This window comes from Myxococcales bacterium (genome assembly GCA_016703425.1).
GTDB lineage: Bacteria > Myxococcota_A > Polyangia > Polyangiales > Polyangiaceae > JADJCA01.
Window position 1 is genome coordinate 218,580 of sequence record JADJCA010000015.1, and the last position, 20,596, is coordinate 239,175.

Annotated in this window: 24 protein-coding genes; 12 read left to right on the plus strand and 12 right to left on the minus strand. The window is 68.6% G+C overall.

The annotated features are described in order from the left end of the window. Positions 1–25: 25 nt before the first annotated feature. From IPG50_27860 to IPG50_27875, 4 genes are all read left to right on the plus strand, one after another. The gene (locus tag IPG50_27860; GenBank protein MBK6695993.1) at positions 26–460 is read left to right on the plus strand and encodes a hypothetical protein; all 435 of its coding nucleotides are present in this window, start codon (positions 26–28) and stop codon (positions 458–460) included. A 101-nt stretch (positions 461–561) separates the two neighbouring features. After that, entirely contained in the window at positions 562–2,385 is a 1,824-nt protein-coding gene (locus tag IPG50_27865; GenBank protein MBK6695994.1) for a response regulator, read from the plus strand. Positions 2,386–2,505: 120 nt separating this feature from the next. Continuing rightward, on the plus strand, positions 2,506–3,153 hold the full coding sequence (locus IPG50_27870) for a hypothetical protein (GenBank protein ID MBK6695995.1): 648 nt from the start codon (positions 2,506–2,508) through the stop codon (positions 3,151–3,153). Positions 3,154–3,303: 150 nt separating this feature from the next. Then, entirely contained in the window at positions 3,304–3,510 is a 207-nt protein-coding gene (locus IPG50_27875; protein MBK6695996.1) for a hypothetical protein, read from the plus strand. A gap of 105 nt (positions 3,511–3,615) precedes the next feature. On the opposite strand, the gene IPG50_27880 is transcribed toward IPG50_27875, so the two are convergent. The 7 genes from IPG50_27880 to IPG50_27910 form a co-directional block, all read right to left on the minus strand. Then, positions 3,616–4,035 (minus strand): hypothetical protein, encoded by a 420-nt coding sequence (locus IPG50_27880; GenBank protein ID MBK6695997.1) that lies wholly within the window; start codon positions 4,033–4,035, stop codon positions 3,616–3,618. 70 nt (positions 4,036–4,105) lie between these two features. Beyond that, a complete protein-coding gene (locus IPG50_27885) occupies positions 4,106–4,531 on the minus strand; it encodes a hypothetical protein (GenBank protein MBK6695998.1) in 426 nt (141 codons plus the stop codon). 32 nt (positions 4,532–4,563) lie between these two features. After that, positions 4,564–5,634, minus strand: coding sequence for a hypothetical protein (locus IPG50_27890; GenBank protein ID MBK6695999.1), 1,071 nt, complete (start codon positions 5,632–5,634; stop codon positions 4,564–4,566). Positions 5,635–5,781: 147 nt separating this feature from the next. Beyond that, positions 5,782–7,086 (minus strand): thioredoxin family protein, encoded by a 1,305-nt coding sequence (locus IPG50_27895; GenBank protein ID MBK6696000.1) that lies wholly within the window; start codon positions 7,084–7,086, stop codon positions 5,782–5,784. Continuing rightward, the gene (locus IPG50_27900) at positions 7,083–7,874 is read right to left on the minus strand and encodes a nucleotidyltransferase domain-containing protein (protein ID MBK6696001.1); all 792 of its coding nucleotides are present in this window, start codon (positions 7,872–7,874) and stop codon (positions 7,083–7,085) included. Before IPG50_27900 ends, IPG50_27895 begins: the two co-directional genes overlap by 4 nt. Then, the gene (locus tag IPG50_27905) at positions 7,871–8,989 is read right to left on the minus strand and encodes a nucleotidyltransferase domain-containing protein (GenBank protein ID MBK6696002.1); all 1,119 of its coding nucleotides are present in this window, start codon (positions 8,987–8,989) and stop codon (positions 7,871–7,873) included. The genes IPG50_27900 and IPG50_27905 overlap by 4 nt, the downstream gene beginning before the upstream one ends. Further along, on the minus strand, positions 8,941–9,267 hold the full coding sequence (locus tag IPG50_27910; GenBank protein MBK6696003.1) for a hypothetical protein: 327 nt from the start codon (positions 9,265–9,267) through the stop codon (positions 8,941–8,943). The genes IPG50_27905 and IPG50_27910 overlap by 49 nt, the downstream gene beginning before the upstream one ends. A gap of 265 nt (positions 9,268–9,532) precedes the next feature. Between IPG50_27910 and IPG50_27915 the strand changes: the two genes are divergently transcribed. After that, on the plus strand, positions 9,533–10,054 hold the full coding sequence (locus tag IPG50_27915) for a hypothetical protein (GenBank protein ID MBK6696004.1): 522 nt from the start codon (positions 9,533–9,535) through the stop codon (positions 10,052–10,054). 12 nt (positions 10,055–10,066) lie between these two features. On the opposite strand, the gene IPG50_27920 is transcribed toward IPG50_27915, so the two are convergent. The 4 genes from IPG50_27920 to IPG50_27935 form a co-directional block, all read right to left on the minus strand. Next, positions 10,067–10,471, minus strand: coding sequence for a hypothetical protein (locus tag IPG50_27920; protein ID MBK6696005.1), 405 nt, complete (start codon positions 10,469–10,471; stop codon positions 10,067–10,069). 1,228 nt (positions 10,472–11,699) lie between these two features. Beyond that, on the minus strand, positions 11,700–12,884 hold the full coding sequence (locus IPG50_27925) for a class I SAM-dependent methyltransferase (protein ID MBK6696006.1): 1,185 nt from the start codon (positions 12,882–12,884) through the stop codon (positions 11,700–11,702). A 354-nt stretch (positions 12,885–13,238) separates the two neighbouring features. Continuing rightward, on the minus strand, positions 13,239–13,454 hold the full coding sequence (locus tag IPG50_27930) for a hypothetical protein (protein MBK6696007.1): 216 nt from the start codon (positions 13,452–13,454) through the stop codon (positions 13,239–13,241). Beyond that, entirely contained in the window at positions 13,454–14,302 is an 849-nt protein-coding gene (locus IPG50_27935; GenBank protein ID MBK6696008.1) for a hypothetical protein, read from the minus strand. The genes IPG50_27930 and IPG50_27935 overlap by 1 nt, the downstream gene beginning before the upstream one ends. Positions 14,303–14,927: 625 nt before the next feature. On the opposite strand from IPG50_27935, the gene IPG50_27940 reads away from it, so the two are divergent. The 7 genes from IPG50_27940 to IPG50_27970 all read left to right on the plus strand — a co-directional run bounded on the left by IPG50_27940 (position 14,928) and on the right by IPG50_27970 (position 19,836). Then, a complete protein-coding gene (locus IPG50_27940; GenBank protein ID MBK6696009.1) occupies positions 14,928–15,140 on the plus strand; it encodes a hypothetical protein in 213 nt (70 codons plus the stop codon). 657 nt (positions 15,141–15,797) lie between these two features. Then, a complete protein-coding gene (locus IPG50_27945; GenBank protein MBK6696010.1) occupies positions 15,798–16,565 on the plus strand; it encodes a hypothetical protein in 768 nt (255 codons plus the stop codon). Then, positions 16,562–16,744, plus strand: a complete 183-nt coding sequence (locus IPG50_27950) for a hypothetical protein (GenBank protein ID MBK6696011.1) — start codon at positions 16,562–16,564, stop codon at positions 16,742–16,744. Before IPG50_27945 ends, IPG50_27950 begins: the two co-directional genes overlap by 4 nt. Further along, positions 16,723–17,115 (plus strand): DUF4214 domain-containing protein, encoded by a 393-nt coding sequence (locus IPG50_27955; GenBank protein ID MBK6696012.1) that lies wholly within the window; start codon positions 16,723–16,725, stop codon positions 17,113–17,115. The genes IPG50_27950 and IPG50_27955 overlap by 22 nt, the downstream gene beginning before the upstream one ends. Positions 17,116–17,292: 177 nt before the next feature. Further along, on the plus strand, positions 17,293–17,685 hold the full coding sequence (locus IPG50_27960) for a hypothetical protein (GenBank protein ID MBK6696013.1): 393 nt from the start codon (positions 17,293–17,295) through the stop codon (positions 17,683–17,685). Between the two features lie 89 nt (positions 17,686–17,774). Beyond that, on the plus strand, positions 17,775–17,933 hold the full coding sequence (locus IPG50_27965) for a hypothetical protein (GenBank protein MBK6696014.1): 159 nt from the start codon (positions 17,775–17,777) through the stop codon (positions 17,931–17,933). A 1,033-nt stretch (positions 17,934–18,966) separates the two neighbouring features. Continuing rightward, positions 18,967–19,836, plus strand: coding sequence for a hypothetical protein (locus IPG50_27970; GenBank protein MBK6696015.1), 870 nt, complete (start codon positions 18,967–18,969; stop codon positions 19,834–19,836). Between the two features lie 37 nt (positions 19,837–19,873). Here the strand turns inward: IPG50_27970 and IPG50_27975 are convergent, their stop codons facing one another. After that, positions 19,874–20,572: a hypothetical protein gene (locus IPG50_27975; GenBank protein MBK6696016.1), complete on the minus strand. Its 699-nt coding sequence runs from the start codon at positions 20,570–20,572 to the stop codon at positions 19,874–19,876. Positions 20,573–20,596: the final 24 nt, after the last annotated feature.

Sequence of the window (20,596 nt, forward strand, 5' to 3'; positions counted from 1 at the left end):
AGCGAGTCGACCGTGGCCGCCGGGCATGGAGCCCGAAGTCGGAGCGAAGCAGGTGACCACCTCGGCGACGCGGTTCTGGCTCTCTTCAGAGGGCATCGTCTACAACCAGAACCTCGTCGAAGGCACCGTCGAAGAGGCCCACCTCGTCGAGGGGCTCGCAGCGCTGCGAGAGCTGACGAACGGACAACGCGCGGTGCTCCTGGCCGACGGCGGCTCCATGACGGCGGCGACGCGAGAGGCCCGCGCTTACATGGCCGGGCCGCAGGGCCGGGAGAGCATTGGCGCGATGGTGGTCGTCGCGCACTCCCCGGTGGCGCGCGTGATCATGAGCTTTTTCGCGCGCTTCACCAAACCGCCCTACCCGACGCACGTGTGCGGGACGGTCGAGGATGCGCGCGCGTGGGCGCGCGGCCAGTTAGCACGCCTCCACGCCGACGTCGCTTCCGCGCCTCGACCTTAGGTCGGTCGAGCTGCTCGTGACCAAGGGGAGCCGACGCAAATATCACCAGTCGGTTCGACGCGCTCTTGACCGTACGTCGCCAAGCCCATCGAATGGTGACCATGGCCACGTCGGTGCACACCGCCATCGACTCCCAAGAGCGCGCCCTCGACACGCTTCGCCCGCTCGCGGCGGTCGGCGCGGTGATCATGCTCGGATTCTTGGTCTACAACCTCATCGAGTTTCCGGCGGGCCTCCGCGGAGCAATCGTGGCGCACGACATCGTGTGTGCGGCGGCTTGCGCCGGGACTTGGGGACTGATCCGCGCTGGCAAGATCCCCGACCGCGCAGCCCACGCCGTGGGGACGGGGCTCATCCTTCTAATCGCGAGCAACATCCTTCTGGCGACGTGGCTGCGCCGCGACCCCTCCCAAGTCGTCTACATCGACATTCTCCTCGTGGCCACGAGCGCCGCCATGACCGCGCCGCGGTGGGGTGCGGCTGCCTTCTTGGGGGTCTGGGGTATGTCGATCCCCGTGCTGCTCGCGGTCAGCGCTGGCACACCGCATTTTGGTCGCTACGTGGCGACCATGGCGGCCACGACCGGCGTCGCGGCCGCGCTCCTCACGCTGAGGCTTCGGAACTTGAGGGCGCTCAGCGAGTTGCGCGCGCGCGATCAGCAGCGGCGACGGGCCCTCCAAGACGCCCTCGCTGACTTGGACGCAAAAGTCGCGACGCGTACCGCCGAGCTACAGTCCGCGAACGACGCGCTCCGCACCGAGATGATCGTCCGGGAACGCGCCGAGAAGGAAGCGCGTCAGCTCACCGAGCAGCTGCTCCACGCGCAACGTCTCGAATCCCTCGGCCGCCTCGCGGGGGGCGTCGCGCACGATTTCAACAACCTTCTGACGGTCATCTCAGCGAACGTGGAACTGGCGCTAGACGAGCTTCCTGAGAACGCCAACAAGGAGCTACTCAACGACTCACTCGGCGCCACGAAGCGAGCCGCCAAGCTCACCAAGCAGCTCCTCGCGTTCGGTCGCAAGCAGGTGTTCGAGCGAAGCGTTTTCGACCTCGGCAAGCGGGTCGAGGAGGTGGCGAGGATGTTGGAGCGCGCGGTCGGCGAACGCATCGAGCTCCAGATCAGCGCGTCGGAGCGTGGTCTGTGGGTGAGCGCCGACCCCAACCATATCGAGCAAGCCCTCATGAATCTCGCCGTCAACGCGCGGGACGCAATGCCCGACGGGGGCGCGCTGGTCGTCCTCGTGGAGCGAGTCTCGACGCGCGGGACTTCATGGGTGCGGATCCGCGTGCGCGACAACGGCATCGGTATGGACGCCGACACCATCGGTCGGATGTTCGAGCCGTTCTTCACGACCAAGCCGTCCGGGACGGGCCTCGGCTTGTCCACGGTCTACGGCATCGTCCAGCAGCACGACGGCTTCCTCGAAGTGGACTCCAAGCCTGGCGTCGGGACGACGCTGGATCTCTTCCTTCCTGCGTGCGCTCCGCCCGTCCGAGAGGCGGTGACGTCGCGCGAGCTCATCGCTGGCGCCCCCGGAACGGAGACAGTCTTGTTGGTCGAAGACGAGGACGCGGTGCGGCGTGTCGGTGAGCGACTGCTCCGCCGCGACGGGTACAGCGTGCTTGCGGCCGCGAGCGGCGCCGAGGCGCTCAGCATCGTCCAGAGCCTCGCTCGACCCGTCGACCTGCTCTTCACCGACGTGATGATGCCCGGCATGAATGGTCGCGAGCTGGCCGTTCGTCTTCGCAGCATTCAGCCGAACCTGAAGGTGCTCTTCGTCAGCGGCTACACGGGCGACTACCTCGAGACCCAGACGGGTGAGCTGCCGGAAGGTGCCCATTTCCTCTACAAGCCCTATGAGCCTGCGGAGGCGTCTCGACTCATCCGCGACATCCTGGACGGTCGCGCCGCCAAGACCTAGTACCTCGACCCATCGATTCTGAAGGGTTTGGGGCGAGCATTTACCGTCGGCGACCTTGCGCACCGCAAAACGCATGCTGGCACGCTGGCTCGCCGGGCAACCTGCGCTATCTGCTGGACCATGCGCTACCGGTCACTCGTCCTCCTCGGCCTCGCCTCGCTGATGTTCGCTTGCGTCGCAGAGACAACGTCGGACGATGTCGACGAGCCCGTGGCCACAACCGACGAGAGCGAGCTCGTTCGTCGCTCGGTGGTCATCGACGCCGACGACGACGGCAAGACCGTTGCGGTTAACCAACACCAGAAGTTCACGATCATGCTCACGCGGAGCGGATCGAATGGTTACAGCTGGTGGCTCAAAGACCCGGGAGCTTTCGGTGCGACCCAACGACGCTCGGCCGGCGTGCTCGACTCGTTCTCGTGGAACGTCGGCAGCGAGACAGGCACACACACCATCGAGCTCGCCTACGCGAAGTCGGCGAACGGACCGCCCACCAAGCGCTTCGAGGTGACGCTCGCGGTTACGAGCGCGCTCAGCGGCAAATGCGGCGGGCTCGCAGGGCTGCGCTGCAACGGGGACGAATGGTGCAATTACACGACCTCGGTTTGCGGCCGCTTCGATCAAATGGGTCGGTGCGAGCCACGTCCCGAGAGGTGCCGGACGCAGCACCAGCCGGTCTGCGGCTGCAACGGCCGGACCTACAGCAACTCGTGCATCGCGCGCGCTGCCGGAGTCGACGTGGCGGCTTCCGGGCCCTGCGCGGAGTGAACGCACGCCGTCGCGACAGGGCCGCGACGGAAGCGTGACGACGCGCCAATGAGCGGGCGCAACCGCGAGTCGCGTGCGCCTCATGTCCTACGTTTCTGCGTCCGCTTTCTTGGCGTTCGGTGCGCGAAGCTGGTTGGTTGGTTCGTGAGCATGAGCCCGCCTCCTTCCCTCCGCTTCCGGTTCCTCACCAACGCGCCCGAGGAAGTCTCCCGAAAGGAGGACGCTCCCACGGAGGACCTCGCGTCGCCGCCTTCGGAAGGCGCTCCGCCTTCATCGCGACGCCGCCGACTCACGGCCCGCCAAGAGTGGCTCGACGCCGAACTTTCGCAGATCGACCGCAAGCACCGCGTGGCCTAGGGCCACCATGGGGCGAACTCTACGCGGGCGGGACGTAGGGGCCAACGGGCGCCCGCTTTCGCGCGAAGTCGACGAGGGTGCGTCGAACAGGGGCGCCGCCCTCGCCTACCCCGAGCTTCCCATGAGCCGCTTCCGCACCTCGGCGAGCACCGCGTCGCGGTCGTAGTTCTTCTCGTCGTATTCGTGGACGTAGTCGCGGCGCACGGCTTCCACTTCGTTCTGCTCAAGCTTGTAGCGCTCGCCGACCAACGTGGCCGTGCCGCGATACACGCAGTGGTAGTTCCAGTCGGACCCGGACTGCGCGGGGCACCACTCCCACCACGAAAACAGGTAGTCGACGATGAGCGTCTCGCCGACACGGCGCGCGCCGTACACCTCCACCGTGGGCTCGAGCGTGGTGTTGCTGGCGTAGAGATCGCGATCCGCCATGGCGCGCGTCGCCGAGGCTTGGGCGAGCCGTGCGAGGACGCGACCGCGCTGCGCCTCGTCGAGCGCGTCCCAGGCTGCACGATGAGCGTTGTCCATCGCTGCTAACGCCGCGCTCGCGCCCCACGAGACGACGGCCCAAAAGGAGACCCCGGTCGCCGCGCGCTCGTCACTGGAGCCACGTGTTCTGCACGTGGCGACGCGCCATCACCACCGTCGCGACACCGAAGATGTGGATCACGACCTTGATCGCCTGGAGCGCAACGAACAGGCCGCTGGACGTGGCGACTTGAATGATCGCGACCAAGCAACCCACACCGTGAAGCCAAAGCAGAGAGCGGACGGCGCGCGCCTCACCCTTGAACATTCGGACGCCGTTCAGCACGTAGAGTCCAATGAGGACGATCGGCAAGATGAGAGCCGTCGGGCTTACGGCCCCCATCGCGGCACCCAGGGCGATGAGCGCCGTCAGCAGCGCCCAATACGCCGCCGCGCCCCAAGCGCCGAGTGCGGCGAGGAGGAGCGGTGTGCGCGTTGCGACCGGGTAACGCGGGTCGGGCGATGCGGCGGGCGGCTCGAAAGGATTCGGTTGCATCGAGCGAGGATAGGTTCTCCCGGCGAGCCCCGCTACGGCGGCGGGCCGCGCCGGCCCGCTGCGAGCGTCGGCAAAGCGAGCACGACGACCGCCGCGAGGATGAGGCTCGCGCCGATGGTCTCCCTTGCCGGCACCGCGCGGCCTCCGAGGAACGCCGCGAGGCTCGCGCTGGCGAGGACGCCGGCGAGGACGCTCGACGCGCGGTTGACGGGTACGCAGAAGCTGTTCTCGCGCGCGTCGAGAAGGATGAGCCCGCCAAAGATCCCCGTGCCCTGAGAGAGGAGCCCGATGATGATTCCGACGACGACGGGCCCCAGAGCCCACCCGTCGACGAAGCCACGGCGAATCGCCAGCATGGCGTCGCCCCGTCCGATCACGGCCAGAAGGAGGAGCGTCAACACGATGGCCGGCGTCGCCACCATTTGCTCCTCGACGAAGTAGCGGAGCGTCACCGCGCGGTCGTTTGACTTCGCGAGGTGGCTCATGAAGCGAAGTCGCACGACGTACGCTGCGAGGTAGACGACGACGTCGAGCAGCGCGAGGACGGTGAGCTCGTAGCTGGCGCGATCGAACGTCGCGACGGCGAGCGCGCCGAGGCTCACGAGGAGCGCCACGCGGCTTTGCCAGCGAACCTCACGTCCACTCACGCGATCGACGATCGGCGCGACGACGAGGAGTCCGCCCCGCATGAGGAGCATCATGAAAACGATCGATACGCCGTGAAACGTGTAGGCGAGCGTCGTCGTCCCGATGATGCACGCGGTGCAGAGGCCTGAGAGGAGCGTCCATCGCCCGGGTGATGGAACCGACCTCCCAAACAGCGAGCGCGTGCGCGCGTAGCGCCACCAGCGCGCCACCGAGAGGAACACCAGCATTCCGACGAGCGACGCGAGGGTCGTCACGGGGAGCAGCTCGAAGCCGTCGATGGGCCGCGCGAGGCCGGGCCACGTGCCTTCCGAAGCGGCCTTCGTGAGCGCGGTATAGGGCGCGTAGCAGGCAAAGTAGCCGAAGGCGTGCGCCCAAATGCCGAGATGGTGCGTGCGCCCGCCCGCCGCCAGCTGCTCCCCCTGCCCCGTCGCCGCCAAGATGGGAGCAGCCAGCAAGACTCGCGCCGCCTCTCGCAAGGGTGGAGGCGTCCTTCTCGCGCGGCTCCACGGCGCGGCCCGGCAAAGGGAAGCCGTCGCGACGAGGGGTCCGCCGCAAACGCTGCACGGACCTCGCGCCCTTTGCACTCCGTCAGAACGCGAGCTTCACATCGCTGCGAGCAGGTGGGGGGCCACGAGAAACAGCAGCCCAAACGTGGTCAAGAGGAGTCCGCTCACGCCCTTGAGGGCGCGGGCGACTGTCTCTGTCATCGCGAGTCGGCGCTTTAGGCCGATGAACACCGCGACGACGACGAGGAGCGGGACGACGTAAGCGACGTTGTACAGCGCGAGGTAGGCGAATCGCGAGGCCGCGGCGAGGCCACGAAGCGAGAGGACGCGCGTGTAGATGGCAGGAAGGCCAAGCGTGCACCCGAGCTCGACGAGGTTGACGATGAAGGCGAGCGCCGCAATGCCGCCGAGCGCGGCGGGGGTCGTGGCAGCACCGGCGACGGCGCGCATGCGGCGGAAGAGGCCGGGCTTGACCTTGTCGGCGATGACGAGCGACGGTCCCTTCTTGAACCAGGCGACATCCTTGAGGTTGACGAGCCCCATGGCGAGCAGCGCACCTCCGAGGACTCGAGTGACGATGCGAGATAGCCCCACGAGCTCGAAGAGCGTGGCCCATGCCACCATGAACGCGAAATAGACGACACCTGACATGAGGACGAACGTGCCTGCATAGAGGACCATTCGCTTCGTCGTCTCAACGCGGAGGAGGATCCCGAGGAGCACGACGAGGACCCAAATGGCGCAAGGATTGAGGCCATCCGCGAGACCCATCCCCAAGGTCAGTCCGGGGAGGGAGACGGTGCTCGGATCCACCTCGCCCAGCCAAGGCACGCTGACGGTCTTCCGTGTCGGCGTCGCGATGCTGGTTGTGGTCGATGGCGCGCCGGCATCAGCGCTCCGCGCGGGGAAGGCGTCTGCCACAAGGGCGCGGAGCTGCACGTCCGTTTGTCCCTTCGCGTAGCCGGTGACGCTCGCGTCGCCGAGCACGAAGGTCGGAATGCCCACGGCGGTGGCCTGAAGCCGCGTCATCGTCTCGATGAAGCGGCGCCGCCCCGCTGGATCGTGTCGAACCTCGATCGCCTCGACGCGAAGACGCGGGTTCTCCTTGGCGAGCGTGTCGACGAGAGGCCGCGCCTCTTCGCAGTGGGGGCAGCCGACGCCCCAGAAGAACAGAAGCGTGAGCGGCGCGGACGCTTCGCGCGCCGAGCGCGGCGCACCGGAGTCGAAGGCATCGTCGAGCCGGCACACGTCGCCCACACCGCACCCCGCGTCAGGCGCCTCCGTGAGCGCCCACGCGGGCAACGCGAGGAGCGCGAGCGCTACGATGAGCGCGGTGGCCAAGAGGCGCGCCACGCCGGGGCCCACGTTCACGAGCGGGCGGCGGACGGACTTGTGCCTCACGCCAATCGCGCCCTGCGGACCGAGAGGAGCCACTGCGCAGCTCGCCCCTCGTGGGGCGGCTCTCGAGGGAGCACGCTCCCGTCGAGCGACGCCTCGAGTCGCGCGAAGAGGGCGTCAATGCGCGGCTTCCAGGCCTCGAGGAGCTCTGCATCGATGCCGACGCGCTCGCCGCTGCGCTTGCGCTCGACGAGCGACCTCGCATCCGCGAGCCCGTAGACGTCGAAGAGTCGCGTGACGTCGACCTCGAGCTCGCCCGTCTCGAGCAGATGAATGCCGGTGAGAGACGTCCGAAGTACGTACAGCAGCTTCTTCGCCGTCGGCTCCTTCTCCGCGAAGCTGAGCTGATTCAACGCGAAGCCTCGGTAGTGGCGGTGCAAGCGACGACTCAGCGAGCGCGCGACGAGCGGACGAAGCTCGACAAGGAGCGGCGACTCGCGTGCGACCATGCGCCCGAGCACGCGCTCGAGGAAGTTGCCGTTCCCGTTCAGGATGCCTGCGAGGGCGTGCGATAGCTCGTTCGACGTGTAGTCGATCTCGACTCCGCTCACGATCGCCGCCCGGTCGACGGTCGAAGGCGCGACGTCGAAGCCGAGCAGATCGGCCGTCGGGGCGATGTGAATCGCCTTGAGGTCGAGATCGCTGTCCGGTGACGGAAAGCCGTAAGCGTGTGCACCGCTTAGGTACACGACGAGGTGCTCGCGAAGGGCCCCTTCCTCCGCGAGCACACGCGACATCACGGCGCGCTGCTCCGTCGTCAGGACCTCGTCGACCCGTTCGGCATGCCTCATTCGGTCCATGCAACCTCCGGCGCGGGTGCCGCGCCCGCGCCGAGCGGACCGGCCACACGTTCGACCCATCGGCGCGCGAGCTCCTCGCCGATTCGACGCAAGAGCGCGTCGGCGCGCACGACATCCGGCCTGCGAGGGAGCCTCGACGCATCCCGCGCTCGCTCGAGCTCCGGTGCCATCGCCTCCGCGTCAGCGAGCACCTCAGCGAGCGCGACCTCTCCCCGCTTGATCGCGACCAGCCGGTCCCGCAGGGCCCCCTCGGCTTCGAAGGTCGGAGTCCCGTCGCGTAGCCAACGCGTGGCCGTAGCGAGGAGCCTGATCAGGTTGTATGCGTTTTTCGGGCGGAGCTCGCGCGGAAGCTCGAAGTCCGCCGCCTTGTCCCTGGCGAAGGTCGCGAGCGCGGCGAAGTCGTTGGTCGCTAGCAGGCCCTGGTCGGCGAGCGAACGATAGAGCTGTTTCACGTACTGCTTGGCGCGCAGCACTGCGTCCTCCTCTGACGGCGCGTCACGCGTCGCGACGCGGGCCAGCCGCTCGGCAACGTCGTCGAGGCTCAGTGCAGGCTCGGCGCGAAGCCACTCGAGTATGACGGCGCGGTGCTCGGCGAGCCGCAGATCCTGCTCGAGTCGCCGCAGCTGCCCGAGCGCATAGCGACCGAAGGTGCCGTAGATCCGACGGACACGAACGCGTCCGTCGGCGCTCACGAGGTCTTCCGGTGGAGCCACAAGGCCCTGTGTCCACTGGAACGGCAGCGCAAAGACGCCCCGTCGATCGACATCGGAGCTTGCATCGGACAGGCCCCAGGCGTGCGAACCGACCACCGCGTCGAGCACGACGCAGGCGGATAGCGCCTCCCACGCATCAGCGCGCCGGTGCGCGAAGCGGACCTGCCCTACCCGGCGCGCTGAGAGCTCGCCTCGCGCATAACGCGCGACGCCCACGCCCACGATCGTAACCTCGACGAGGTCGCCCTCGACCTTGGTGACGCGTCCTACGGACCCCTGGGGCACGCGGCGCAGCCCGAGGACGCGGTCGACCCTGGTCACGACCTCCGTTCCATGGGGGAGCGTCACGGCGCGGGCGTCGAGCTGCTCGAGGTTTCGTATTCGCAGGTCCATGTCGGCGCGCTCCACTCCGCGCTTGCCGTCGATGCTAACGGATCCGACGCGCACTTCGCGTCACCTTCACGGCACGGAGCGCGCGTATTGTCTCGTTCGATGGTGTGCGCCGATAATGGCGAACGATGGACGACGCGCTCAGACTCCTCCTCGACAAGGGCAACTTTGACGATGCGCTCGCTCTCGCGAGCAGGCGTCTTGCTGACGCCCGCGCCGGCGGTGATGACGCGATGCTCGCCGAAGCCCTCGTCACCGAGGCCCGCGCGCAGCTCGCCCATGGTGACCGTGACGATGCGGTGATGACGGTCGACGAGGCGATCTCGAGGGCGCGGCAGGCCTGCGGTCCGTCAGACGCACGCTACGCGGAGGCGCTGGAGCTCGGCGCCGAGGTGGCCGCGGCGGCGGGCATGCCCAACACCGCGGACGCCGCTTCCGCGGTGCCCTCGAGGTCCTCGAAGGCGCCGGCGTTGGCGGAGAGCTCCCTCGCCAGCACTCTTCCATCACGGCCTCTTTCGCCGCTCCGACGGAGACATCGCCGGCGCCGTGCGTGCGTTCACCGAGGTCATCGAACGCGCAGGGACGACGACTCACGAGCAGCGATACAAGGCCATGGCGATGACGGAGCTTGGGGTCGTCGCCTTCGATGCGGGCGAGCGGAGACGGCGCGTGCGTTCGGCGATCGCGCGCTCGAGATCTTCCTCGCGCTTCTCGCAGGCCCGACGCGCCGAGGTCGCCGATGCGATGAGTCTCGTCGGACGCGCCGCCCTCGAGCAACAGGAGACCACGGTGGCCATCGAGTTCCTCGAGCCGGCGTGTGACATCTACGGCGGGTGCAAGGGGGACGTGCGCGCTCGACACGCGGCCGCGCTTCATCCGCTTGCGCTCGCACGCGCCGCCGTCGGGCGCACGGACGAGGCGAGGTCGGCGCTTGAGCGGCCATCGATCACCGTGAGGGAAGTCCCGAACGCCTCGAGCTCGAACAAGCGCTGCTCGAGCTTGCTCGCCGCGAGCCGCCGACGCGCTGATGCTGCGCGTCCTGATGACGCCGTAGCGCGCGCGAACTGAGCGCGCCGACGCCTACGGAATCGACGGCACCGGAAGCGCAGCCTGGCCGTAGAAGTTGCTGAACGACACGACGGCGCCAGTCGCGAGGCGCGCCATGCCGTAGAACTCACCGACGGCCACGTGGGTGGCATTCGAGATGCCTTGCGCGGTGACGGGACCTCCGGACGACTTCAATCCGTCGCTCCAGCACTTTACGGTTCCGTCCTGGAGCGCAGCGCATGCCTCGGCTTTCGTGGCGTGCTCGGGCACGGCCCCAGAGACTCCGCCGCCGCCTCCGCCGCCTCCGCCGCCCACGGAACCGATCGACGCGCGCTCGCCAATGCTCGCCATGTCGAGATCGACCGCATCGTCGACGACGCGCACGGGTGGCGAGAAGCCGATCGGAACGCCTGGCGACACGTTGGGTTGGTAGCGCATACGGAAGCACTCGACGCCGCCGCCCACGAGCAGCACACAGCGCGCCGGCGCGGCTCGCGACGACCTTGGACCGGAGCGAGGCGGCGGCAACCGGCCGAGGAGCGGCCGTCACGTCAGCCTCGTAGAGCGACTTCCGCCAACAACGAAGCCGCCGTTGGCGAACAACGCGCATCCAAAGTGACCGCCGACCGCGACGTCGAGCGCGCCTCCCGTAGAAGGCACGGGGTCACGCTTCCAGCGGAAACTTGAAGCGCGCCCAGCCCAAGACTGAACGAGAGCCGCACGCAAGCGACGCCGCTCGGCTGGACCGCGCACAACGCTTGATCGCCAAGAGCGATGGCAGAGGCGCCGGTGAGTCCGGTCGGCACGTACGTTCGCGGCACCGCCGCGTCGGGGCAGAACGCGCCGAAGCACCCGAAAGACGGCGTACGAGTGTCGCCGTCGCCACACGAGACCGCTCCGTCGTTTGGCGCGCGCTTGCAGGAGATTGCGTCTGCGTACCCAGAGACCACTTGCTCGGCGTCTGCGAGCGCGGAGTCCACGCTTGCACCCTCGAGACCGCACTTCCAACCGCTGCCCACGCGGACGCAGAAGTTCGGCTTGTTGAACGCCGCCGAGAGCAGTTGCGCTCCAACGGCTCCGCCGCCACTGGAGGGTGCGGCGCCCTCAACGGCCGCATCGCCTCCCTTCGCGGCGTCTGCCTTGCCGGCATCCTTCCGGCGCGCGCCGGCGTCACCTCGAGCGTCCGAAGACTCGGGCGAACCGGATTCCTTGTCCGCACTCGTCTCGCTCGCCGTCGGCGCCGGCTCAAAACCGGGCGCAGTGCTGCAGGTGCGCGACCGCAGACAAGAGCACCCACGACGACAGCCCGACGATTTTTCGCTTTGTTTGCCGCGGACCCTAGTCCGCGCAGCGCGCGAGACAATGGCCGGACGCGCCAACATCGATCCGCTGAGACAGCGCGCCGCCGGCTCACGATCGGCGAGCGCATCCCGTGGGTGGAACGATCATGGTGCGGCTGACGGGTGAGCGTTCGAAGGCACCACGGAGACCGATGCGTGATCGCGGCGGCCACGCGGGCCCGGCGAGCGGTCCGAGGTTTGCTCCTCGCGGGGGGTGGCTGCGGATATTTGGAACGACTGACGCTCGAGGTCGGCGCAGGTCTTGGGCGCGAGCCGATTCGGTTGTCGAGCCTCGCTCGACGTCTAGGTGTCTCGGTGCGTTCGCTTCAGCGACGACTCCGCGAGCGGGGAACCACTTGGTCCGCGGTGCTCGACGGGGTTCGGTATCGCACGGCCGTCGAGCTCATGACGTCACAGCCTCTCCCCCTCGACCAGGTCGCAGCGCGCCTGGGCTTTGGCGGCTCGCCGGCCCTCCATCGCGCGTTCCAACGCTGGACCGGGTCGTCGCCGCGCGTTCCAAAGAGGCGAGCTCGCGAGAAGCACCCTCGCGATGGTGGGCCGTCAGAAAGCGTGCGGACGTAGTGAGGGCTCATGTTCTCGACGTCCGCGATCTCGAAGCCCGCCTTCTCAGCGGCGCGGAGCATCGACGAGAGCGGCAGGCTCGCGTCAGCGCCGGGGAAGATGTAGCGGTTCATGAAGAGGCCCCAGATCAGGTCCTCGGGCGCCAGCGTGAGCGCCGAGATCGGGTTCTGCGGGTTGTAGAGGTTGCGGATGCCCGTCCACCGCAGGACGAACAAGCCGTCGTTCGCGAGGAGGTCGTGCACCTTCTCGAAGTAGGTGTCGAGGTTCTTGATGCCGACGTGCTCGACCATCTCGAGCGAGACGATCTTGTCGAACTTGCCCGTCACGTTGCGGTAGTCGCGCACTTCGACGCGCGCCTTGTCCTCGACACCGTAGGCCTTGATGCGCTCGCGGCCGAAGGCGACCTGCTCCTCCGCGAGGCAGACGCCGAGCGACTGGACTCCGCGCTCCTTCGCGGCGCGAGCGACGAAAGTTCCCCAGCCGCAGCCGATGTCGAGGAGCGTCTCGCCCGGCTTCAGCATGAGTTTGTCGCAGCAGTGGTCGATCTTCGCGTACTGCGCCTGCTCCAGCTTGGTCTCGGGCGTCTGGAACCAAGCCGACGTGTAGACCATCGATTCGCCGAGGAACCAGTTGTAGAAGTCGTTGCCGCGGTTGTAGTTGTCGCCGACGACGCGCTTGTCCTGGTCCTTCGAGTGAATGAACACTTCGGGGATGAAGTTCGTCACCGCCCACTTCAAGTGCGAGTCGGTGATGCGGAACGACATCGTCTCGTTGCGCGCGTCGAAGAACGCGTTCCACTTGTCGCTCGGGATGTCGAGCTTGCCATCGATGTAGGCTTCGTAGACGTCGGACATCGGGACCTTCTTACCGGTCCAGGCCTGGGCGAGCGTGCTGTCCGCGAACGTGACGTAGTCGTGGATGTTGTTCATTTCGGCCGCCATGTAGCACTCGGAAGCGACGCACTCAAGCCCTCGGGCCGCGGCCAAGGGGGCGAAGACGCGAGCGGCGACGGGACGCGTAGGTTGCCGGTTCACTGACCGGGTGCGCGGAGGCACAAGTGTATGCTGTAAAGCGTTTGGGCGCGGGGGGGCGTACCGGCTGGGCGCCATGCGCGGGTGCGTCCGCCCTCAGCGATCCTCCATGTTACGGGCGATCGGCGCTGGACACGGGCCAGCGGGTCTGGCCTGAGCGGCCGGCGGACGACGCCCCACGTCCTCCGTCAACCGGTCGCGAGCCCGCGCTCGCGAGGACACCCGCCGGCCCGCACGAGTGCCTCGCGTGATTCATCGACCGAAGCTGTGATGCCGACGAGCAGCGTGGTGAAACCGAGCTTCGGGATCGCTAAAGCCGGGCCGATAGCCGCCGAGGCTCGCGTCCGCCGTGATGCGCTCCCACCGACCGAACGCGTGGTCGCCTTCCTTCGACAAGGGCGCGAAGAGCTCGACCGACGTGTGGTCGCCGCCGACGAGCGAGACCGCGCATCCCGTCAGGGTCGGCATCAGGTTCTTGACGAGTCGCGCTTTCTGCGCGAGCGCAAAACGGCACCTGGTACGCGAAGCCCGTGTTGATCTCGCCGGTGAACGCGAAGATTCCCCGCGCGCGCGCCGGCGAACAGCCCGACCTGCCGGATTCGCGCGCCGAGCAGCGCCGTGTAGTCGACGTCGAGCCGGAAGCCGAAGCCGCTCTGATCGGGACCGACCACGTCATCCGAAGTTCGGCTCCCGAGACCGAGGGTCCCGCTCGCCGAGTCCAGGAACTGGAGCCCCGAGGGGCGTCGTCGCCGAGGAGCGAGCCTTCGAGCCTCGCTGCGACCATGAACGTCGACTCCCCTTGAGGGCGCCCGCCCGCTGGGAATGTCCGCCGAGGCCAATGTGCCGAGGAGCAGCTCGCCCTTGAGCGTGCTCTCGTACCTGGCGTACCCGCCCCGCGACGCCGGCGACGGCGGCGTGTCCCGCGCCGGATCGCTCGTCGGACCGGGAGGAGAGTCCGCGTTGCGTGGCAGCGGGTCCATGCCGCGCAGGAAGGCGAGCATCCGGTCGCGGTCGAGGCCATCGCTCTCTCTCGTCAGCGCGGTCGCCCGCTGCGAACCGAGCAGCGCCGCGCTCGCGACGACCTCGTCACGGGCGGAGCCGGCGTCGCTCGGGCTCAACGCCGCGAGGAGAGCGTCACCACGACGCTCGAGTAGCTTCGCCACGACGCGGCGCCCGGACTTCGCGATGTCCTCGTCGAAGCGCGCGAGGACGGCCGCCGTCGAAAGCTTCGCATCGAAGCTCCGCCGGTCGCGCGTCTCGCGTCTCCCTTGCGCGCGGTCGTACGCTTCGTCCTTCGCCGAGGTCGCGAGCGTCAACGCTGCTCGCTCTTCGCCGACGCCATCGAGGCGCGCGACGAGCGCGCCGCGGACCGACGCCTCGAACGTGCGGAACGTGTGCTTGTACGGCTTCGACGCGCGGCGTGTCTTTGAAGGCCGGCACCTCGCGCGTGCGTGGGACCATGGTGGGCGTGCAGCGAACCTCGTTGCGGCACTGGTTGACGACGTACTGCGTGCCGCCTGCGGCGGTCACGACCGCAGGCGCGCAGAACGGGTACGAGTCGCACTTTGTCTCCTCGACGTAGACCGTCTCGAGCTTCGTCCCGGCCGGCTCGGTGACCCAGTACGTGGCCGACTCTCGCGCACGTCGTCCTTCGCGCTCGACGCGCAGGACGCGCTGAGCGTCACGGAGAGCGGCAAGGTGCCGTCCGGTGGCGCGAGGGCCTTGTCGAGGGCCGCGGCGACGGGTCGGCATTCGGGCGGGCCCTCGAGCGCGAGGGTGACTCGCGGGGTCGCGGCGGCGGCGAGGGCCTTCGCCGGCGTGATCGGGCTAAGGGCGAAGTGCTCGGCGAGCGCGCGGTAGAGCGCCGACGTGAGGGGCTGGCCCTCCGCGAGGCGTGAACGCTCGCGGTAGTGGGCGCGGGCTTCGCTCGCGGAGCGCCTGGTGCGTGACGCGAACGCTGGCGGCAGGCCCGGGCTCGCGAGGATGCTCGACGCGAGCTCGTCGGCGGCCACAAACTTCCCGCGCGCGCGCGAGGCTCTCGACGCGCTGCCAGCGAAGCTCGGAGGCGCGCTCGACGAGCGAGCTAAGCATCGCGAGCTCGCGTCCGACATCACCGAAGGCGCCGAGCCTCGTGCGGAGCGCCTGGACGCGTAGCTGCGTCGCCTCGGATCGAGCGGCTGACGCTCGAGCGCGCGGACCTCTCCTCCGCGAGGCTCTCTCTCGCCGCCGCTCCTTGCGCCACGCGTCGAGGAACGCTTCCTTGGCGGCTGCCTTGTCCCACGCCTCGGCGTCGTCGCCGTCGAGGGTGGTGCGGTAGGCGCCCATCGCCTCCTGGAACTTCCCCTCGGCGAGGTGCCGGTCGCCGCGGGAAAGGCCCGGGTCGCGGCACCCGGGCAGGACCATCGAGACCACCATCCCCCACGCCGCCGCGCGCCGCACAGCGCACGAGGCTAGCGGATCCGCGGGGGGCAGGAACAGGCGGCGCGGCGCACGTGATAACGTCGGATGGGCATGAGGCGCCGCTGGACGATGGCCGCCGTGGGCGTCGCCCTCTCGGGCGTGGCCTGTCCGGCGCGTCTCACCCCGAGCGCTCCTTCGCCGTCGACCCTCCACCGAAGGGAGCCGACGCGGCCACGGCCGACGCGGACGCGTTCGCCGGAGGCGACGCGCCGCTTCAAGACGACGGCGGGATCGACGCGGCCGTGACCGGCGAGCCAGGCCTGGCCGATCTGTTCTCCGGGGCCGCTCGCTTTCAGCCGGATAGCGAGGCTGAAACCATCGTCTTCGACTTTCAAGCAATCGACCCAAGGTGTGGGATCAAAGAAGGTCGTGGTCGCCCCCGACGGCGCGGGCGGTCTCTTCACCGTGACCCGTGGCATCGTGAGCGACGACGCTGGCGGCGAGCGCTTTGCGCTCTTTCGACTGCGCTCGAACGACGGCGTTCTGTTCACCGAGGACGGGGCGCTGTTCCAAGCGCAGAGCGATTGGAACCTCTACGACGCACACCTGACGAAGGACGAGAGCGGGGGCTGGTTGTTGACGATGGAGTGCGACGACGGCGTCCACGGGCCGTCGCTCTGCGTCTCGCGGTCATCGACTCCGCTAGTCACGTCGAGTTGGAGTCCACCCGTTCGCTTGGTGACGGCAGAGGCGGCGCCCGCGCGCTCCGCTTCGACGGGGCTCGCGCTCGTCTTCGGCGGCGTGAGGTTCGTGAAGTGGACCGTCGTCGACGACGGGCAGCAGCCTTGGATCGAAGGCACCGAATCGACCTCCGTGCGGGTTGCCCAGGTCGCGGACTTCCAGACGCCCCTTAGCGGCGCGGGCAGCGCAGGGCTGGGCGTCTTCACAGCCGACGGCGGCCCCTTCTGCACCGATCGATGGGACTGCAACAACCGCGACATCCAGGATTGGGCCGTCGAGGGTGGGGTCGTCTACGCGGCGTACAACGGCGGCAACTACTACCGATGCGAGCGCGTCGGGTTCGACTATGGCTCCAACGATTGGCATCTCGCGCTCGCGCGCGCGCCGTCGCCCATCGGGCCGTGGGAGGCGAGCGCGCCATCATCTCCGCCCCCGTGAAGGACTACTGCTCCATCGCGTATCCGACGCTGGCGAAGATCGCGGGGCAGTGGTGGATGTACTACGCCACGTCGTCACCGACGGGGACCTTCGCCGCGGCCAGCAAGCGTGTCCGCCTCGGCTGGGCCACACACGTCGCGGCCGGCCCCGCCGCCCCGTGCTCGGTCCGCCTCCCCTGACGCTCTCGTCGACGAACGTGGCGGCGCGGGTCGAGGCGGTCCACTGCCTCGCGGTGGACGCGGTCCCCAGTGCGGCGACGATCGCCAGCGAGACGCAGGCGGTGACGTCTCAGGCGACGACGTTGCGGTCGATTCTTCGGGGACTCCTCGACAGTGCGGACTTCGCGGCCCGCTGGAAGGTCGGCAGCCTGAACGACGAGGCCTACGTCTTCCTGCTCTACGAGCTCTTCTTGCGGCGCCTGCCGAGCCCGACGGGAGCGAACCCAGTGGACCACATCGCTGAGCGCGAAGTCGGCGACCGGGCCGACCTCGCCGACAGCATCACCTCGTCGTCGGAGCTGGCGGTTCGGCTTCCATTCTTGGCGCCGTAGGGCCGCGTCGCTCTTTCAGCGCCGCGCTCCTTGCCGCGCGGGAGCGGTCTTTCGTCTTGAGTGGCCCAAGGCCGCCGACTTGGGTTAGACCTGTGCCCACGCGACGTTCGCCAGTTCAAACGGCGACGGTGAGGCGGTAGCCGCCCGCATCGATGGCTTGTCGCAGAGGAGATCTTCATGCAATTGCGCAACGCCCTCGTCAGCCTCGGCTCGTTCGTGTTCATCGGCGCGCTCATCGCGTGCTCCAGCTCGAGCGACAGCTCGAGCAGCGGGAGCGGCGCCGTCACGTGCCCCAAGGTGGGCGACAAAGCGTGTCCCAACGACCCGGCGGCGACGCAGGCTGTGGTCGACCTCTGCAACAAGTGCAGCGGACAAGCGAGCACCCTCGCGAAGTGCCAGGGGTCGTCGAGCTCCGCGGGAGCCGCCTCGTGCGACGCGAGCGGCAAGTCCTCGTCGTCTTCGACCTCAAGCACGCAGGTGAAGGACGAGTGCAAACAGGCGTTCTCGGAGTACTTCGCCTGCATCCTCGGCGGCACGGGCCTTAGCTTGGATGCCGGCGCAGGCGGCTGACGCGAACGCACGCGCGACGCGGCCCGGCGAGCGCAGAGGCGCCCGCCGCGGATGTTCTCAGGAGGCGGCTCGACACGTATCGTTCTCCCATGATCGACCTCGCGCGGCTCCTCGACGCGATCACGCTGAGCGGGACTGCCGACGAAGGAGCCGAGACCACGGGCCAGAGGCTGAAGTCGGCGCGCAGCGGCGCGCCGATCGCGCCCGCTTCTTCGCGTGGCTCGACGCCTCGGCGAGCCCGGAGCTGACCGCGTGGAACCAGGCGATCCTCGGACGGAAGCTTCGCGCGGGCTATCACAACACCTTCTTCGCAGCGACCTGCCCTACGCTCGCTGAGGCGCTCGCCGTGAAACACGACGCGGCCCGCGCGGCACGCATACGCGGCCTGTTCCTTGGAACGAGCGCCATCCTCTTCGATCGTGAAGAGCTCTGGTTTGCGAGCTGGGGCGCCACCGACGAAGGCAAGAGCGTCGTGTTCGCCTCCCATCAAGATGAGCGCGACCTGTGGCCCGTCGCCCCGTCGATCGCGGACTTCGTCCTCGAGGAGCTGCGAACCGACAGCTACTTCGCCAGAGAGCCTTCCATTGCCGCCCCCTTCGCCGCCGAACCCAGCCGACTCGAAGGCGCGAAGCTTCCCGTTGGCTTCGATCCGACGGAGGTCGCCCCGCGACTCGATTGGATCGTCGCGCTGCTCTTCCCCGAGGGTGACTGGTACGGGATCGGAGACGGCATAGGTGCCGCGGCCACGTTCGCGCGCTTCGAGGACGAACGCGCGATCCTCGAGCGCGCGCCGCACCTCGTGTCCTATTGGCTGCTTCATCACCTGGTCTTCGGGAATCACGAGGCGCTCGCCGAGCTGATCTCGGTGGGCCTCGAATCCGCGTATCCGCCGGCGCGTGAACTCGCGGCGCTCGCCAACGAGGTTCTCCAAGCCAAGCGAGACGCGCGCGCGCCGGTGACACCTTCATGGTGGGACGAAGCAGGAGTGACGCGCCTTCGCGCTGACGCCCTTCGCACGAGGCCAGCGCTCTTCGAACCGGCGGCGATGGCACGGACGGCATCGCTTCGACAAGAGCGCGGGGCGCTGCGAGCGGGCATCGCGGCAGCGCTGGCCACGCGGGGCGAATCGGCGGGAGCCATGCTGGTGCGAGCGGTGCTCGATGGCTCAACGCTCGAACAGATCGACGCCGAGGTCGTGCGCGACGCGGGGCCCGCCGATCCCGACGCCAACCTCGAAGAGCTGCTGCTCGCGAAGCGCGGCAACGCCCCGGCGCAGCGATCTTGTTCGAGCAGGTTGCTCTGGACGCCGATGCCTCATCGGCAAAGCTCGCCGAGCTGGTGTTGGCGTTGGTCGCTACGGGCGAAGGCGGCGAAGAGCAGCTCGCCGTCGCCACCGTCCTCTGCGCGAGCGAGCCGTGGTCTCGCATCCGCGGGCGAATGGAAGCCTTCGGTCCGGCCGTCAACGCGGGGCGCTGGATGCGCCACGCGCTCTCGGCGGCGGCGCTCTTCGCGAAGGGCGATGAAGGCGCGACGGCCTTTCTGCACGCGGAGGCGGTTCGCTTTTTCTCGCAGCTCCCCGAGACGAACACGGCGACGACGGAGCTCGCGGCGCTGGCGCTGCTTCGGCGTCGCGATGCGGCGGCGATCGCCGAGCTCGAGCGAACGCTCCGGGAGGCGCCGAGTCTCCACGCCGGCACGACGCGCGCGATGCTCAAGATCATGGCGGGAGAGGTGGCCTTCGCTGGCGCGCTCGAGGCCCTGGTCGAGCGAAATTTCGGACGAGACGCTGACGGGGAACCCGTCGTATATGCGGCGCGGTTCGCTGCGGCTGCGCCCGCCCGTGCCTCTCGGTTGTTCGAAGCGCGCACCGATGATGCTCCGCCCGCAAGGGCCGCCACGCTTGCGGGGCTCCTCACGGCGCGCCGGGATGACGCGTCAGCCCTCGCCGCGGCGAAGGCCCTCCTCGCACAGCTCGATCCCAAAAAGGAGCGTGAAGCCGGGGCGGCGCTGGCCCTCTTGCGAGTCGTTCACGAGGCGTCGATCCCCGGCTTCTCGGAGGTCGCGGCGCGCTTTCGGTCGAGCAAGGTGTCCAAGTACGTTGGTTCGGCGCTGACGACTTGGTTCGCGAAACACGGCGATTCCATCCTGTGAGGGGCGCGGGCTCGGTGCCCGAGTGACCGCGCGGCGCTCACGCGCGCAAGAGGGGCGTGGGCTCGGGCCACTGGCCGTGCTCCGAGAGCGGCACGAAGCGCATCGTCGTGAACTCGTAGTGGAAGTCCCGCCGGACGCGCTCTTTCATCGCGTCGCGGTGGCCTGTGCCGTCGATCTCCGGTTGGCGACCGCGGACCATGCCGAGCATGTCCTCTTCGCTCCGCCAGACGCTGAAGGTCGAAAAGGTGTTGAACGGACGAAAAGCTACGGCGGCGCGCACGACGCCGGGGTGATCGCGCACCTGAGCCTCGACGGGTTTGCCCCAGCGCGCGAAGCGAAACGTCTGGGACAACTTCAGGCGCGCGAAGGTTACGCCGACCACAGGCCCCTCGGGCTCTCTTGGCTCCGGGTAAGTCGTGGCGTCGTCGAGCCCCGCGTAGCTCCCCCAACGCCGGTAGAAGCGCAGGCGTATGTGCCAGTGCGGCAGCGTGAACACGCGATAAGCGGGCGCCTCCAGGAAGCGCTCGAGGTCGGCCTCCGCCTCCCAGAACGCGAACATCACGAGCGACCCGAAGCGGTATCGGCCCGGCGACGCCACCGCGTGCCCCATCTTCATGGGCAAGAGGCACTCCGCGTGACGCAACCCGGGCACGCGACGCAGCGCGGAGGAGCTCAGCACCCGGGCGGCGACGCCGTAGACCGGCGCCTCTATGAGGTGGTAGCTGAAGATCTCCATCGTCCTCGGCGTGGGAGTATTCCA